Origin of the sequence: Catelliglobosispora koreensis DSM 44566 (assembly GCF_000379685.1) — a bacterium.
In the GTDB taxonomy this organism is placed as follows: Bacteria; Actinomycetota; Actinomycetes; order Mycobacteriales; family Micromonosporaceae; genus Catelliglobosispora; species Catelliglobosispora koreensis.
Genome location: NZ_KB903272.1, coordinates 112,733 through 127,963, shown reverse-complemented (window position 1 = coordinate 127,963; position 15,231 = coordinate 112,733). Strand labels below are relative to the sequence as shown.

At 63.7% G+C, this 15,231-nt stretch carries 13 protein-coding genes; 4 read left to right on the top strand and 9 right to left on the bottom strand.

Features of this window, described 5'->3' with window-relative positions; translation table 11 throughout:
- Positions 1–188: 188 nt before the first annotated feature.
- Genes A3E1_RS0123280 through A3E1_RS0123255 form a run of 6 tightly spaced genes read right to left on the bottom strand, consistent with a single transcriptional unit; the run spans position 189 to position 7,345 of the window.
- Positions 189–1,715, bottom strand: a complete 1,527-nt coding sequence (locus A3E1_RS0123280) for an oligosaccharide flippase family protein (protein WP_020523194.1) — start codon at positions 1,713–1,715, stop codon at positions 189–191.
- Positions 1,712–2,737: a glycosyltransferase gene (locus tag A3E1_RS0123275; protein WP_020523193.1), complete on the bottom strand. Its 1,026-nt coding sequence runs from the start codon at positions 2,735–2,737 to the stop codon at positions 1,712–1,714. Before A3E1_RS0123275 ends, A3E1_RS0123280 begins: the two co-directional genes overlap by 4 nt.
- Positions 2,728–4,407: a hypothetical protein gene (locus A3E1_RS45005; RefSeq protein ID WP_020523192.1), complete on the bottom strand. Its 1,680-nt coding sequence runs from the start codon at positions 4,405–4,407 to the stop codon at positions 2,728–2,730. Before A3E1_RS45005 ends, A3E1_RS0123275 begins: the two co-directional genes overlap by 10 nt.
- The gene (locus A3E1_RS0123265; RefSeq protein WP_026208746.1) at positions 4,371–5,396 is read right to left on the bottom strand and encodes an NAD-dependent epimerase/dehydratase family protein; all 1,026 of its coding nucleotides are present in this window, start codon (positions 5,394–5,396) and stop codon (positions 4,371–4,373) included. Before A3E1_RS0123265 ends, A3E1_RS45005 begins: the two co-directional genes overlap by 37 nt.
- Complete coding sequence (locus tag A3E1_RS0123260) at positions 5,384–6,154, bottom strand: glycosyltransferase family 2 protein (RefSeq protein ID WP_020523190.1); 771 nt, start codon at positions 6,152–6,154, stop codon at positions 5,384–5,386. Before A3E1_RS0123260 ends, A3E1_RS0123265 begins: the two co-directional genes overlap by 13 nt.
- A complete protein-coding gene (locus A3E1_RS0123255; protein ID WP_020523189.1) occupies positions 6,155–7,345 on the bottom strand; it encodes a nucleotide sugar dehydrogenase in 1,191 nt (396 codons plus the stop codon).
- Between the two features lie 214 nt (positions 7,346–7,559).
- On the opposite strand from A3E1_RS0123255, the gene A3E1_RS0123250 reads away from it, so the two are divergent.
- Positions 7,560–8,405 carry a hypothetical protein gene (locus tag A3E1_RS0123250; protein WP_020523188.1) on the top strand — a complete coding sequence of 282 codons (846 nt, stop codon included), beginning with the start codon at positions 7,560–7,562 and terminating at the stop codon, positions 8,403–8,405.
- Between the two features lie 63 nt (positions 8,406–8,468).
- Positions 8,469–10,853 carry a hypothetical protein gene (locus A3E1_RS45000; RefSeq protein ID WP_020523187.1) on the top strand — a complete coding sequence of 795 codons (2,385 nt, stop codon included), beginning with the start codon at positions 8,469–8,471 and terminating at the stop codon, positions 10,851–10,853.
- 48 nt (positions 10,854–10,901) lie between these two features.
- Here A3E1_RS45000 and A3E1_RS0123240 read toward each other — a convergent pair whose 3' ends face one another.
- Positions 10,902–11,318 carry a hypothetical protein gene (locus tag A3E1_RS0123240; protein ID WP_020523186.1) on the bottom strand — a complete coding sequence of 139 codons (417 nt, stop codon included), beginning with the start codon at positions 11,316–11,318 and terminating at the stop codon, positions 10,902–10,904.
- A 281-nt stretch (positions 11,319–11,599) separates the two neighbouring features.
- Between A3E1_RS0123240 and A3E1_RS47355 the strand changes: the two genes are divergently transcribed.
- Positions 11,600–11,737 (top strand): hypothetical protein, encoded by a 138-nt coding sequence (locus A3E1_RS47355; protein ID WP_020523185.1) that lies wholly within the window; start codon positions 11,600–11,602, stop codon positions 11,735–11,737.
- Here the strand turns inward: A3E1_RS47355 and A3E1_RS0123230 are convergent, their stop codons facing one another.
- Positions 11,738–13,006 (bottom strand): UDP-glucose dehydrogenase family protein, encoded by a 1,269-nt coding sequence (locus A3E1_RS0123230; RefSeq protein ID WP_020523184.1) that lies wholly within the window; start codon positions 13,004–13,006, stop codon positions 11,738–11,740. It lies immediately after the preceding gene.
- The gene (locus A3E1_RS0123225; RefSeq protein WP_020523183.1) at positions 13,006–14,076 is read right to left on the bottom strand and encodes an NAD-dependent epimerase/dehydratase family protein; all 1,071 of its coding nucleotides are present in this window, start codon (positions 14,074–14,076) and stop codon (positions 13,006–13,008) included. Before A3E1_RS0123225 ends, A3E1_RS0123230 begins: the two co-directional genes overlap by 1 nt.
- 96 nt (positions 14,077–14,172) lie before the next feature.
- Between A3E1_RS0123225 and A3E1_RS0123220 the strand changes: the two genes are divergently transcribed.
- Complete coding sequence (locus tag A3E1_RS0123220) at positions 14,173–15,195, top strand: class I SAM-dependent methyltransferase (RefSeq protein WP_245571365.1); 1,023 nt, start codon at positions 14,173–14,175, stop codon at positions 15,193–15,195.
- Positions 15,196–15,231: the final 36 nt, after the last annotated feature.

Below are 15,231 nucleotides of genomic sequence, written 5' to 3'. Positions count from 1 at the left end.
ACGAGGCGGGAAAGCGCGACGCGGAAAGGCACGAGGCGGGAAAGCGCGACGCGGAAAGGCACGAGGCGGGAAAGCGCGACGCGGAAAGGCACGAGGCGGGAAAGCGCGACGCGGGAAAGCGCGAAACGGCAGAGGCGCGAAACGGCACGGCGCCAAACGGGAAAGTGGGGAGGTGGGGCGAGAGCGGGTTAGGGAGTTGAGACGGAGGCTGGGGAATCGGCGGGGGCTGGCTGGGGTGGGATGGGGGCTGCGGCACCACGGCGCAGGATGCGGCGGATGAGGCGGAGGCCCTGGTCGCGGGTGCGGGTGTCTAGGAGAACGAGGAGTCCTAGCGCGACAGTTCCGCCGAGTGCGCCGCCTAGGAGGAAAGTGGGCAACGGTTCCAGGTGCAGGCGTTCGACTCCCCAGGCGGCGGCGAAGCCGAGGGCGGCAGAAGCCAGTGCGGGCAGGATCGCGCGGACGGTCGGCCAGATGGAGATGCGAAGCACGACACGGTAAGCCAGGAACGCGGTCACAGAAAGGTTCAGCGCCTGCACGAAAAGCGCCGCGATCGCGACCGCTTGCAGTTGGCCAAACACGCCGTCAGAACGGCTGACCCACGCCGCGAAACCGAGACCGGCGGCGGAAAAGGCGGTCGACACCCACGTCAGGATCGCCGGAACGGACGCTCGCTGCACGGCTTGCATGGCCGGGCCGAGCAGTGAGTTCACGGTGCCTAAAGCGCTCACGACACAGAGGATCTGCAGCGGCCGCCCGGCCATTTCCCATTGCGGGCCAATCGTTAGCACGAGCGGCTGCGCGACGGCGGCGAGCACGGCCAGCGCCGGCACGCTCATCACCACAGCGACGTGAACCAGGTTGGCCAGCCGACGGCCGAGCAGCTCGCGGTCCGACTGGTATTGCGCCAGCTCCGGGAGCGAAACATGTTGCAGCCCACGGGAAGTCACGTCGACGACCATTTCGGCGAGCCGCAGTGAGAACCGGTAGACACCAATCATCACCGGACCGAAGAAGGCGCTCATCATGAGCACGTCCATCCGGCTCGACAGGAACACGCCCAGCGCCCCACCGAGTGTCTGCACGGACTGCCGCCGCATGCCTTTCATCCCACGGATAATCGCGCGTGGGCGAGGGAACGACGGCCGCCACGGCGTGACTGTCCACACTGTCATGGCGTAGACGAACACCGACACCAGCTGCTGGGCGACCAGAGCCCAGACGCCCCAGCCGAGCAACGCTCCGGTCACGCCGGCGATGCCGCCCGCGGCCGCGCCCGCCAGCGTACGAACAGCTATGCCTTTGAACTTCATTTGCCGGCGCATCAACGCATCGGGGATGACGCTGATCGACGTCAGCATGGTGACGAAAAGCAGTGCCCACGAAACCGGTTTGAGCAACGGCAATCCGTTGTACGAAGCCCACGCCGGAACGAGCAAAGCGAACAGCCCGCAGAACGTCGCCGCTCCCGTGATGACCGTCCAGAAGGCCGCGTTGGCTTGTTCGTCGGAGACTTCTTCAAGCTGGATAATGGCTAGCGTCGGCCCGTGCTGCAGGAGCATCTGTCCAAACCCGACCCAGAGCACGCCAAGGGCAAGCACCCCAAAGCTTTCCGGGTCGAGGATGGCAGCCAGGACGAACGTCAGGATGCCGGTGATGGCCATGCTGCCAGTGCTCAGCAGGTAGGACCACAGCACGGCAGCCTTGAGTTTGCTCACGTTAGGTCTCCGAACACGGCCGCCAGGTCAGACCGCAGCCCTTCGACGTTGTAGGTGCCGAGCACTTGCTCAGAAGCCTTCGCACCAAGCCAAATCAGCTCGTCGAGCGGACGGTTGAGCGCATGAAGCACCGTTTTGGCAAACGATGTCTGATCGGTCACGGGCGCACTATAGGCCGGGTCGAAGAACTCGCGCCCTCCCCCGCCCGGGTAGCCAATGACGTAGCAACCGCTCGCCATCGCCTCCGCCGGCGGAAGCCCGAAGCCTTCCCGTTCACTGAAACTCAGGAACACGGCTGACCCACGCATCAGTTCCGCGACACCGGTCTCGGTGACGCCAGCGATCGGCACCAGATCCCAATCGACGCCACGTGCCTGAAGCATGTGCATTAACTGGTGCCGCTCTTCGCGTCGCCGCTCGGGCAAGAAGGCCAGCGCTTTGCGGCCCGGTTCCGGTCCGCGGTGGAACACCTTTTCATCAATTACCGGTCTGGTACGCCATAAGCCCACCCCCGGAAACGAAAACTCCAGTAGCTCCTGACTGTCTTGCGAAACCGTGAGAATGCCCTGCAACTGCGGCACAGCCGAATATGGCGCCCCCGGCGTGCCCAGGTCGATCAGATCGAAGGTGTGATACGCGCCCTGGTTGAAGATGTACGTCCGCACGTCTGGCAAAAGCGAAAGCCCCGGGCCGTAACACTCCGGTATCACCAGAATGTCGTTGCTATGCAAGCGAATCGACTCCGCCGACTCGATCCGGGTCGTGTTGTCGAACCACGCCGCCCGGAATCCCGTTGGCTCGTGCAGGATCGCGGCGGGGATGCCCATCTCATTGAGCAAGTCCACGTGCCGGTACATGACTTTGACACCACCGGCCGGTTCGGCCAAGTGAGGTGCCAAGTAGTAGACAGCGGGAGTCCCCTGAGCGGGAAGGACTTTCAGCTCAGGCGGCCTGCGCCAGCGCAGGTCGGCGGCCTTCTGCCGAGCCGCGATGGCCTTACGTGCCCAGCCACCTATCGCCACGACGGCACCTCGTCACAGTCGACCGTCATCGTCCAGCCGGGCGAAGCGAGCTGAATCTGAGCGGTTTGCGCCAGCTGGCACATCTGCTCAGCCTTGGTCACCTGTTCTGTCCACGTTGGACCGAGCGACCGCTCGTTTGGCACGCGCAGGTTGACGATCCAGACCACCGCACAGAATCCAGCAAGTAGGCCGAAGGCCCACTTGTCCTTGTTCTCCCACCACGGCTTGCTAGCGTCCCGCGCCCACTCGCGCCAGGCACGCAAACTGTCACGGTGTCCTTCGGCCTCAGCATCACCGGCCGTGTCCTTCGCCCCGTGCTCATCCGTGCTCCGGTCCCCTACGGCACCGGCACTCAAACCCGACCTCGCCGCCCCTTCATCCAGCCCAGCCCCCGGCCCACCAACCGTCGCAGCACCCGAAAGCGAAGCTGAGCCGGGGAGCGAAGCCGAAACGACACCGGCCGCCGAAACGGAAGCAGCGGAAGCCGAGCCCGCTGCGGGAAGCGGATCCAACCCGGAAGCCGAACCCAAGCCGGAAGCGGACGCAGCGGGAGGAGAAGCGGAAGCGACACCGGAAGCCGAAGCGGGGGAAGCGGAGCCGAGCGCGGAAGCGGAAGCAGGGATTGTGCCCGTGGATTGGGCGGGAAGAGGGTAAGGGGGAAGTGGGCGGGAAGCGACCGTTAGCGCGACTAAAGCGGTCACGAGAAGCATGGCCGGGGCCGCGGCGTAACGGGGTGTGGCTTGGCCGCTGAGCATGACGGGCAGCGCGTAGACGGCGACGCAGTGAGCGCCTGCCAGCAACGCGAGCTGCCAGCGGTCCGTCAAGGTGCGCTTGAAGGTGAAGAAGACGAACAGGCCGACCAGGATCCACGCGACGGCGGCGAGCGCGAGCCAGCGAACGTCCACATCGGACGGGAACCAGCGCTGACCCAGCGTGCTCGTGGGCACGGCCCGGATCGCCCACCAGGGCGCCCACTTCACCGGTTCGGGGTTGAGCTCACGGCCGCCTGGGCCGAGAAGCACGGTCAAGGCTTGAGCGACCAGGCCCGTCCCCAGAGCCAAAAGAACCGAAAGCGACTGACCGTTGCGCCGGCGCCACCAGAGCCACAACGCCAGCGGCACAAAGACCAGCACGAGCAAGTCGCTCATCGCGATCAGCAGCACCGACCCGGCCGCGACCACGGAAGCCCACCGAGAACGGGGCTTCCATACCAGTACCCAGAAAAGGGCATATAAAGCTGGCCAATGCAGGTTGGCGATGGAATTGGGAAGCTCGTCTTGACCGACCGGCACGAAAACCACGACGGCGGAGACGAGCAGCCGCGCCGGTAGAGACGCCAACCGTGAGCTGGCGAAGAACACCAAAACGGAAAGCAGGCCCGTGACGACAGCGGCGGAAACGGCCAAAGCCCAGGCGGCCCAAGCGACCGGGAACAACGACACGAGCGCCGTGATGAGCCGGGGTCCTAAGTGAAGATACCCGGCGTACGGCGAGAAGAAGTTGCCCGCCTCGGGAGAGTTATAAGACGCGGCAAGGAAAACAGCCCCGTCTTCGGCATAGACCGTGTCGAGGGCCCCGGCGCCGGTCTGCCGCAGGAGCGAAACTCCTGCGGCAGCAACGACTGCGAGAAGTGCTAGAGCCGGCCTTCGCGTACCGCCTGGCTGACCCATGGGATCACCTCATCTAGCATTTCGTCCAGGCTGGTCGTGGCTTCGAAGCCAAGCACCTCGCGGGCCTTGGTCACGTCGGGAACCCGCTTCTGCACGTCGTATTCGAACGGGTCGTCGCTCACGTAACGGAACGGGACGTCGTCGCCCTTGATTTTGCGCCAGATCACTTCGGCGAGTTCAAGAACGGTCGTCGACTCAGCGGTCGAGATGTTGAAGTCTTCGTTGGTCGCCGCCTCGTGCTCCATCGCGACAACGATGCCGCGGGCGAGGTCGCCACCGTAGGTGTAGTGGCGCACCTGGTCACCAGCGCCGAGGATGTGCAGCGGGTCCTGGCCCTTGACGATCTTTTGCACGATGTCGGGCACGACGTGCGACATGGCGAGCTTGACGTTGCCCGACAGCACTTCGGCCTCACCGAGGGCACGGCCTTCGCCGACGCCAACACAGTTGAACGGGCGCACGATCGTGAAGGGCAGCTTGTACTGGTCCCAGGCGGCGTGGGCGTAGTACTCCACCGCGAGCTTCTGGAAGCCGTAGGACGACAGCGGCGGCGGAATCTTGCGCTCGTCGCCTTCCTTGGAGGGCCAGTGCTCGGTGGACTCGAAGACCATCGAGGAAGACAGGTAGGTCGCCTTCTTCAGCTTGCCGTCACGGTGCGCGGCGATAGCGGCGTCACAAGAGGCAGCCATGATGCGCTCGTTGGTCGCGAGCAGGTCGTAGGCGTACGCGTGGAAGTAGGAAATGCCACCGATCATCGCCGCGCCGACGATGAAGTGGTCGCAGTCCATCAGCAGGCTCTTGAGCAGCTCGGTGTCCCGGGCGTCGCCTTCAACGAAGTGGTAGTTGGGGTTGTCGTCGTAGCTGTGCGACACCGGGCCGTATTTGGAGAAGTTGTCCAGCCCGACCACGCTGTGGCCGCGCTTGAGCAGCTCCTCAACGACGTATCCACCGATGAACCCGGCCGAACCGGTGACCATTACTTTTGCCACGAATGTTCCTTTTCTTCAACCCGCTGCTTCGGGAGTCTGGCTTGGATTTGCTCGAGTTTGAGGCGCCGCCCGAAGGCGAACCGGAACCAGCGCAGATAGCTGGGAAGGAAGCGGCCAACGTCGAAATTGGACTCACCAAGCTGACGGTCAAGCCAGATGGTCGGAATCTCCGCCACCGGCAGCCGCAGCCGCGTCGCCTTGGCGGTCAGTTCAAGCCCGATCTCGAAGCCGGCCCGGGATTCGATCCCTACCTGCCTTACAAACTCCGCATCGTAGGCCTTGAAGCTGTTCGTAGCGTCACGGGTGCCGACCTTTGTGAACCAGTACAGGACGCGCCCGGCCGTGCGCGAGAGCATGCGCTTGAAGCGTGGGCCGCCGACCTGCTGGCCACCAGGCATGTACCGCGACGCCGCCGCGACCACGACACCACGGTCGACTAGGCGGGCAAGGTCGTCGATCTGCCGCGGATCGTCAGAACCGTCAGCCATCGTCACGACGACGACCGGGGCGACGGCGGCATGAATGCCGAAGCGGATCGCGTTGGACGGGCCGCGGCCGTAAGTGTTCAGAACCGTCCGCACGCGACGGTCAGCTGAGGCGATCTCCTGCGCGAACGGCACGGTCGTGTCCTCAGGCATGTCGTGCACGATGAGGACCTCGCACGGGAGCATGACCTCGCGCAGAATCCGGTCTAGGCACCGGACGATGTTGGCACCTTCGTTGTAGACCGGGATGACGACCGAAACGCGCGGGTTCATTTAGATGAGCACTCCTTCGCCGCGGATGCCCCACATGTCGATGACCGGCTGCTTCACGTCAAGCGAGCGGTAGGGAGCGTGCGGCGCACCAATGATAAGCAGGTCGGCCCGGGACAGAACGTCCTCCTGCGGAGTGAGCCGGGCATCGACGACATAAGGATCGGCGCACAGCACCTCGGCAGCCTTGACCTGCAGAAGTTTGCGGAGCTTAAACGCGAGTGATTCGCGGATATCGTCGCTGCCACCCTTGAACGCCATGCCCAGGATGCCGACTGTCAGCTCACTGAGGTTGAAGCGCTGTTCCAAGCGGGACACGACGTAGTTCGGCAGGCCCTCATTGATCAGCATCGCGGAGTGGCCGAGCACGAAGTTGTTCTTGTTGAACGCGGCCAGCTGCATCGTGTCTTTGAACAGGCACGGGCCAGCGGCGAAGCCGGGCATCGGCAGATCAGACGCGCGCGGGTAGTCCTGTGTGATCGCCTGGCGCACACGGGCGAAGTCGACACCCGCGTCGTTGGCCATCATCCAGAACTGGTTGGCCGTGGCGAACTTGACGTAACGCCAGGTGTTCGTGAACAGCTTGGCCAGCTCGGCCTCTTCGGGCGTCACCTTGACCATCGTGCTCGCGAGGTTGCTGAACAGCTTCTCGGCCCGCTCAGATGCCTTCTCCGTGCGGCCAGCGATGATCTGCGGCAGGTCGAAGATCTCGGTCATCGCGTGGCCTTCAGCGATGCGCTCCGGGCAGAACGCCACGTCGACGACGAGGCCGAGCTGAGCGAGTGTCTTTTCGGTCAGCTGCGTGACGCCTGGGTGCACCGTGGAGCGCAGCACGAGCAGCTGCCCGGGGCGCAGGTGTGTCGCGATCTGCTCGACGGCCTTGGGGACCACGGCGGGATCGGGGTTCAGGTGCGCGTCCACCGGAGTACCCACGATGACAACTACGTGTTCCGCGGCCGCGACCGAGGCGGGATCGGCGGTGGCGACTAGCTTGCCGTTGGCGATGGCCTCAGCGAAAGGCTTCTCCGCGCCCGCCTCGGCGAACGGAAGCTCGCCCGCGTTGATGCGGTCGACGACGGCGGTGTTGATGTCGTAGAGCGTGACCGACAGCCCGCGCATCGCAAATGCGATCCCGAGCGGCAGGCCAACCCGTCCGCCACCACCAACAATCACCACATCACGATCAAATGCCACAACGCCCCTCCTCGGCAGACCCCGTAATGCTAGGGAGGTGCCCGACCCTACAAGCTCATCTGTCTGGAAGACGACCGGGCACCCAGGTTTGAACTTAGACGCTGATAGGAATTCAGCTGTGAATTTGCGCCGTGGGGAGACTGTCAGAGTCCGCAGCGTCGCGGAAATACTATCCACTTTGGATAAAGATGGCACTACGCGTGGTATGCCCTTTATGCCGGAAATGCTGAAGTTCGCCGGTCAGGAACTCAAGGTGTTCGCCAGCGCGCATAAAGCTTGCGACACGGTCGATAACCTTGGGGGGACACGGGGTCTGGAAGCGACCGTGCACTTGAGTGGGGCCCGATGCGACGGTGCCGCCCATGGTGGATGTCAAGCCGCGTGCCTGCTGTTCTGGCGCGAGGAGTGGCTGACGACTGGGCCCCTGGAGCCATCGGCGCCAAAGGTGACCGTCGAGGACCTCAGCGAGCAGACCCAGCGGGCCGGTGACATCTATCACTGCCAGGCGACAGCGCTCGCCCAAGGCTCGACGATCCTGCGTGCCGGAAACCTCTCGCAATACGTCACCGACTTCCGCAGCGGCAACGTGCGCAACCCGTTCAAGCTACTCAAGGGCATCCTGATCACGTTCTTCAATGTGTACCAATGGAAGACGTACGGAAAACTGCCGAAGTGGCTCACGATCGCGGGCGGCAAGCGTTATCCGTTCTACGGCGGCACCGGTGACGGCAAGCGCGTCCCCTCTGGCGAGCTTCAGCCCGGCGATCTGGTCGAGGTGCGCAGCAAGCAAGAGATCATGGCGACACTCAACTCCGCCAACAAAAACGGCGGCATGCTCTTCGACTCTGAGCAACTCCCGTTCTGCGGCCGTCAGGCCCGGGTCGAGCGCAAGATCGAGCAGATCATCGACGAGCCCACAGGACGCATGATCAAACTGCGGGATTGCCTGGTACTAGAGGATGTCGTGTGCGAGGGCATCTATCACAAATTCTGCCCGCGCGGCGGTTTGCCCTATTGGCGGGAAACGTGGCTGCGCAAAGTGGAGCCACGCGAAAGCTGACCCCCAAGGGATCGCCAGGTGTGATTACGATGCGTACCTCACACCCTTCCTTGGAGGACATAAGTGAAGACAACGCACGGGGGTGTGCGGCGCTTGCTCGCTATCGCGGCCGCGTCGCTCATGGCAGGCGGTGCGGCGGTAGCCATCGCCACACCAGCCTCGGCATCGCTGCGAAAATTCGTCAAGCCCGTCAAGTGGGCTTACACCGATTCCCGGGACAAGGACGCGTCCTATGTGGACGGTCAGGGGAATCTCCCGGTCGGCTCCTGGCGCGACGCCGACGGCAAGCATCACAAGTCAAGGGCCTACTACACCTTCGACTTGCGTCCCTTCGCCGGCAAGCGGATCAAGTCAGCGGGCTTCATCACGGCTGAAACGGCGGCCAACGACTGCACCAAGCCACGCATGCTGGAGATCTGGCGCACCTCACCGATTACCGCTACTACCAGCTGGCAAAACGCACCAGCAGAACAGCAAAACCTAGGACCGCTTTATGGGTACGGGTGCCCCGCGAGCTACCTGGAGACCGACTTCACCGAGGTGGTCCGTCAAGCCTTGTCCAGTGGACAGGAATCGCTCACGATCGCGGTGCGGGTGCCCGACGACGCGGAAGGAAACGTCGCGTTAGGACGCCAGATGCGGCGCGATCCGGGCATCACCATCGACGCCAACAGCACGCCCAACGCACCAACCGCTGTGACCGTTGATGGCGTTACGTGTGATGGAAGCGTTCCGTTGTGGGTCGGGAGTCTGACGCCATCCGTGCGCGCGTTCGTCACCGATCCCGACGTCAACGAGACCGGCGGCGGCGACCCGGTGCACCCGGAATACGCCGTGTGGCCGGAAGGCCAGCCGGAGCAAAAAGCCACCTGGCAGGGCGGCTGGGCCGGTTACTCGCCCACCACCGTCTATTCCACGATCCCCTCGGGTGTGCTGTCCGAGAACGGGACGTATGTGTTTCAGGTGAGAAGTTCTGACGGTGACGACGTCTCGCCATGGAGCACGGAATGCCGCTTCACGGTTGATACGGTCGGCCCACAGCAGCCTCCGGTCGTCACTTCGGCGGACTATCCCGACGACGGTGAATGGCATGGCGGGCCTGGGATCGCGGGCACCTTCACCTTCACTCCCAACGGTGCGACAGACGTCGCTGGATACCGCTACGGGTTCTGGGACGCCACACAATATGCCGCCGCGAACGGGCCTGACGGTTCGGCGTCGGTCGTCATCACGCCGAGCCGGGACGGACCGCATTATCTTGTGGTCTACAGCATTGACCGGGCAGGCAACTACTCCAGCCAGACGTCCTACTGGATCTATGTTCGCTCGACAGCACCGCTCGTGGAAGATCTGACCCCCACGGCGCTGTTCCCCGATCCGCACCTGCTGAAGTTCTTGCCGCGCATGGACAATGTCGTCTCCTACACGTATCAGATCGACGAAGGCCCGGAGCAGGAAATCGCCGCCGATGCGGACGGCACCGCTCAGATCACTGTTACACCAACGCTTAGTGGCGTCACGGTGCGGCTGCGCAGCACCACCGCCTCGGGTTTGCACTCCGGATGGAACTGGCACAGCGTCATGGTGAGCACCTGGGTCACCGTCACGTCGCAAGAGTTTCGGCTAGATGGCAGCCAAGGCGTTCCTGTCGGCACGCCAGGCTCCTTCACGTTCTCACCCGGTATGCGCGGCGTCACCGAGTATGTGTACCAGTTCAACCGGTATCAGGAAAACGAGCGTCCGGTGCAGACGGTCGCGGCCGGCCCCGACGGCACGGCTACGGTTCCTTACACCGCAACGGGAATCGGCTACAACTCGATCCACGTGTTCAGCCGCACCGCGGACGGGTTCGAGTCGGAGGAGGCTGGCTGGTCATTTAGCCCCGCCTCGATCGCCCCAACCGTGAACTCGGCTGTCTACCCGCGCGACCAAAAAGGCGGCGGACCCGGCACCACGGGCACGTTCACGTTCAGCCCGGCAGCGGCCAACGTGGTGACCTATGCCTACACCTTCCGCGACGAACCCACGCGGACCGTCCAGGCCGGCTCTGACGGAATTGCCACGATCGAATGGACCCCTGAGGTCTTCAACTCCGAATGGGGCGGCTGGAACCAGCTGACCGTCCGCTCTTACAGCGCCGACGGTTTGGTTTCCGACCTTGCCTACTACTCGTTCCAAGTGGACGGTAAGCAACCCGGCGTAACACACTCGGGCAGCACCGTCGGGCAACCAGTGACGCTGACGCTCACGGCCGCTCTGGCGAACAGCACCGAGTTCGAATACAAGATCAATGACGGACCACTCCAGGCCATCGCCGTTGGCCCGGAAGGCACCGCGACGATCAACTACACACCCCCAGGGGGTTACTACTTCCTGGTCAGTGTGCGCAGCAAAACGGCCAGCGGCACCCTGTCCGGCTGGACCTGGCATTACGTCTGGCTTGACTAGTTAAGCCAGAGCGAGGGACCGGCCGCGTCTAGCCGGTCCCTCGTCACGTCATAGCGGTTCAGCGCCACACAAACTGGTCACTTTGTATTTGGTCTGCGCCCCGACGCCGAACCCGGTGCCGACCACGCGCACTTGGAACGTGGGCGATCCCTTGGGCAGACCGGAACAGGTGCGGTTGAGATAGACCGTGAGCGTCTCGGCCATGGGGTTCATGTAGACCCCATTTGCCATGCTCCAGGTCACGGTGCAGGCCTCGACTGTCTGTTGTGGGCAGGTGCGCGTTGACCACGTGAAGTCGACATAAGGCACTCCGAAGACAGCCGTGTAGGTGTGGTTGCCGGAGGTCTCAACCGCCGCCGGGCCATATAACTCAAGCGTTGGTGTCGCGTGGGCGGGCGCCGCGAGCAGGACAGCCGCGAGAATCCCGGCCGCGGCCGCGCCAAGGAGGCGCTTCGTTGCGCTCATGAACTGCTCCCTACTGGTTGGCCTTTCTATTGATTGGCGCCAATGCTAGGTCTCGCCCGGTGGCCACGTCTATAGACATATGTCTATAGCAGATTGGCCCTCCGCATCACCGTCGGCGAGTGTCGCTCCGCTTCCCGGTCCGCTGACTTCAGGATCAGCCACGGACTATGTGATAGCTCGCGATTCGGGCGACGGTCCCTATTCGAGCATCAAAACGCCTGCCGCACCGGGCCCATAGTCACCAATCGCGAGGCCGCCAACGGTTCCAATGCACCACGGTGATGGCGCGGGGCAACCTGCTCTGCTTGGCCTTCGCCGTCGCGCCAACGGAACGTGAGGCGATCGGCCTGGTGAACAAGCTGGGCTTGGAGTTCTTGCCGCGCTGGCAAAAGATCCCGGCCGACGCGGTCATCAAGTAGCTAGGACAGGCCGATCGCGCGGTAGTGGGTGAACGAACCGGGATCCCAGAACCGGCGGCCGTCGGCGACCAGAGGCTGCGGAACGCGGTTGGCCACAAGCGTTGGCACCTCAGCGAACTGCGGCCACGAGGTCACCAGGACGATAGCGTCGGCACCGTCCAAAGCGGATTCGAGAGTTTCCGCCATCGTGACGGTGTCGACTCGCGCGACGGGGTCGAAGGCGACGATGTCGGCACCACGTTCCTTCAGGGCCGCGATGACAGGGAACGCCGGTGACTCACGGATGTCATCGGTGCCGGGCTTGAACGCCAGGCCCAGCACGGCAACCCGCTTGCCGGTCACGTTGCCGAGCAGGCTCACGAGCTTGAGTGGCTGCGCACGGTTGATGTCGAGCACCGATTCCGTCAGCGCCATCGGCACGCCCTGAGTCTTGCCAAACGACGCCAGCGCCGCCAGGTCCTTCGGGAAGCAGCTGCCGCCGAAACCACAGCCAGCTTTGAGGAAGGACGTGACGGGCGCGTCCTTGAGTAAGCCGGAGGCGTGCAGTCCCCGCTCGACATCAACGATGTCAACGCCGCCGATCGTGCTTGCCAGGTTGGCCATCTCGTTGGAGAACGAGATCAGAGTCGCCTGGAACGCGTTGGAGACATACTTCATCATTTCCGCCGCGGCGACGCCGGTCATGAGCACGGGCGTGTCTTGCCAAGACGAGTAAAGCGCCGCAAGCGCGCCCAGGGTGCGGGCGTCGATGCCGCCGATCACGACGCGATCCGGGAAACGGGCATCGTGCACCGCGGTCCCCTCGGAAAGGAATTCTGGGTTCATGCCAACACCGAAGTCGGCGCCGGCTTGTTTGCCAGAGTGCTTCTCCAGCAAAGGCAAAACCACTTTTTCCGTGGTACCAGGAACGACCGTCGACTTGACGACCACGACGTGATAGCCATCTTTGTCCTTGAGCGCGCCGCCGATCTGAGCGGCGACAGTCTCCACATAGGACAGATCGATCTGGCTTCCGTCAAAGGGAGTGCCGACCGCGATCAGGGTCAGGTCGCTGTTCTGCACGGCATCCGCGAGATCGAGCGTCGCCGTGAGCTTCACTCCGGCCAGCATCTCGGGCAGCCCAGGCTCATGAAACGGTGCCTGGCCGGCGTTGACCATCGCGACGCGTTCCGGGGAGGCGTCAACGCAAACCACGGCATGCCCAGCCTCAGCCAGGCAGGCGCCCGTGACAAGGCCTACGTAGCCGGTGCCAACAACACTGACGCGCATCAGGCGTCCTCAGCGACGCGGTTGCCGTTGTACCACAACATCGAGCGGCGGAGACCTTCTTCGATGCCGATCTGTGGGTCGTAGCCAACCTGTTCGCGCGCCTTGGTGATGATCGGGCAGCGGCGGTTCGGGTTGTCGATGAGATATTCGGCGTCCGTGCTCTCTTGCCGCACGACCTTGCCTTCGTAGCCGAACAGTTCCTTGCCCAGCACGACAATCCGCTCAGCGAGCTCGGCCATCGAGATCTCGGGCGTCTCGACCCCGATGTTGTAAGCCTCACCGGGGCGGCCATTCACGAGCACCTTGTAGTAACCGATGACCGCGTCGGCGACATAGCAGAACGTCCGCATCGGCGAACCGTCGGAGAGCATCACGATGTCGCGCCCGTTCATCACGTCGCGCACGAAGTCGGGGATGACGCGGCGGTCAGTGATTTTCAGCCCTGGGCCGTAGTTGTTGAACGGCCGGGCCACTGTCACCGGCAGGTTGTGCACGCGGGCGAAGTTGACACACAGCGTCTCGCCGTAGCGCTTGGCTTCGTCGTAACAGGCACGCGGCCCGGTGCAGCTGACGTAACCGCGGTAGTCCTCGGGCGTCGGGATGAACGCCGGGTCTGGATCGCCGTAGATCTCGCTGCTGGAGTAGAACAGGAAACCCTTGATGGGGTTGGCTTTGCCGTATTCGAGGAGGTTGCGAAGGCCGTTGACGTTCGCGTCCATCGTCTCGATCGGGTAGTTGCGGTAGAACGTCGGCGAGGCGATGGAGCCCGCGTGGATCAGGTAGGTGAAGTCCGCGTCGGCCGGCAGCGGTTGCGTGATGTCGTGCTTGGTCACGGTCAGCTTGGCGTTGCCTTCCAGGCCCAGCAGCCAGTCCGGGATGCCCCGCATGAAGTTGTCGTAGACGGTGACGTCCACGCCGGCCTTCAATGCCGACTGCACCAGGTAATAGCCGAGGAAGCCAGCCCCACCGACGATCAGAAGTTTTTCGCCCTGCAGTTTGGCGAATTCTTCCTTAAGCGTGCTGGTGATGTAGGCCAGGTCTTGTTCAACGATCTCGTTCGCGGTCTCCACAGCGCACAACCTAGGGGTTTTGCTTGTTCCTGGTCATCGCATGTGTCGGCTAAGCGACGGCTTGATTCTCGACAGAAGACTATGGTGGCGCGCGTGATGTGCCCCGCGTGCGCCCTCGACACCCTCGCTCCCCTGGCTGACCTGGGCGAAATGCCCGTCGCCTGTGGGATGACCTTCCCCGGGCCGGCCGCTGCCCGGCTGTCGCCCAAGGGGCGCATGCAGCTGGCCTCCTGCCCGCGCTGTGGGCACGTCGCCAACACGGCCTTCGACCCCAAGCTCGCGCCGTTTGACGCCTCGTTTGAGGCGGCCCTGTTCCACTCCCCGACCTACACCGACTATGCGACCGGGGTGGTGGACCGGCTCGTCAAGGAGTTCTCACCGTCTTGCGTGCTAGAGGTCGCCTCTGGCAGTCACGTGCTCACGTCACATTTGGAGTCACTGGGAGTTTCCGCCACGGGTGTGCCAGACGCTGTCGTGAAGTCGGGTTCCTACGATCTGGTGCTCGCCAGGTTCGTGCTGGAGCACATGGCTGACCCGTTCAAACTGCTGACCTCGCTGCGCAAAGTGGCCACGCGCGCTTTCTTCGAAGTACCAGATGCTGGTTATGACCTAACGACGGCCGGCTGGGACTGCATCTATCCGCACGTCGGATATTTCAGCGCCGCGTCGCTGAATGCCATCGCGGCCCGGGCTGGCTGGCGTGTGCTGGAGATCGGCACCGCGTTTAGCGATCAGTATCTCTGGGCGATCGCCGAGCGGGCTGAACCGTTGACGGTGGACCCGGTGCCAGCGGTCTATTCGCCTTCGTTTGACGCCGCGACGGCTCAGTGGCGCGACGGGCTCGCCGGGAAAAACGCTGTCGTCTGGGGAGCGGGCACGAGAGGCACGATGTTCTGCAATCGCGTCGACCCGCGCGCACAACTCATCGCCGGTGTCGTTGACCGCAATCCGGCCAAGCACAACCGATTCTTGCCCATCACGGGGCACCGGGTGCTGGCGCCGGCTGACCTGACGGAGATTCGGCCGGATCTGGTTATCCTCACCAACCCCAGCTACGTCAAGGAAATCGCAGCTGAAGTGGCGTCTCTCGGCATTAGGGCGGAAGTCGTCGTCGCCTGACTACTCCTTCAGGTCCAGGCATCATTCATCAATGGG

Bases quoted from the DNA above. Each gene is read 5' to 3' on its own strand.
- A3E1_RS0123230 (WP_020523184.1), bottom strand. From the start codon at position 13,006: ATGCGCGTCAGTGTTGTTGGCACCGGCTACGTAGGCCTTGTCACGGGC.
- A3E1_RS0123250 (WP_020523188.1), top strand. From the start codon at position 7,560: ATGCCGGAAATGCTGAAGTTCGCCGGTCAGGAACTCAAGGTGTTCGCC.
- A3E1_RS45005 (WP_020523192.1), bottom strand. From the start codon at position 4,407: ATGGGTCAGCCAGGCGGTACGCGAAGGCCGGCTCTAGCACTTCTCGCA.
- A3E1_RS0123260 (WP_020523190.1), bottom strand. From the start codon at position 6,154: ATGAACCCGCGCGTTTCGGTCGTCATCCCGGTCTACAACGAAGGTGCC.
- A3E1_RS0123220 (WP_245571365.1), top strand. From the start codon at position 14,173: ATGTGCCCCGCGTGCGCCCTCGACACCCTCGCTCCCCTGGCTGACCTG.
- A3E1_RS47355 (WP_020523185.1), top strand. From the start codon at position 11,600: ATGGCGCGGGGCAACCTGCTCTGCTTGGCCTTCGCCGTCGCGCCAACG.
- A3E1_RS0123240 (WP_020523186.1), bottom strand. From the start codon at position 11,318: ATGAGCGCAACGAAGCGCCTCCTTGGCGCGGCCGCGGCCGGGATTCTC.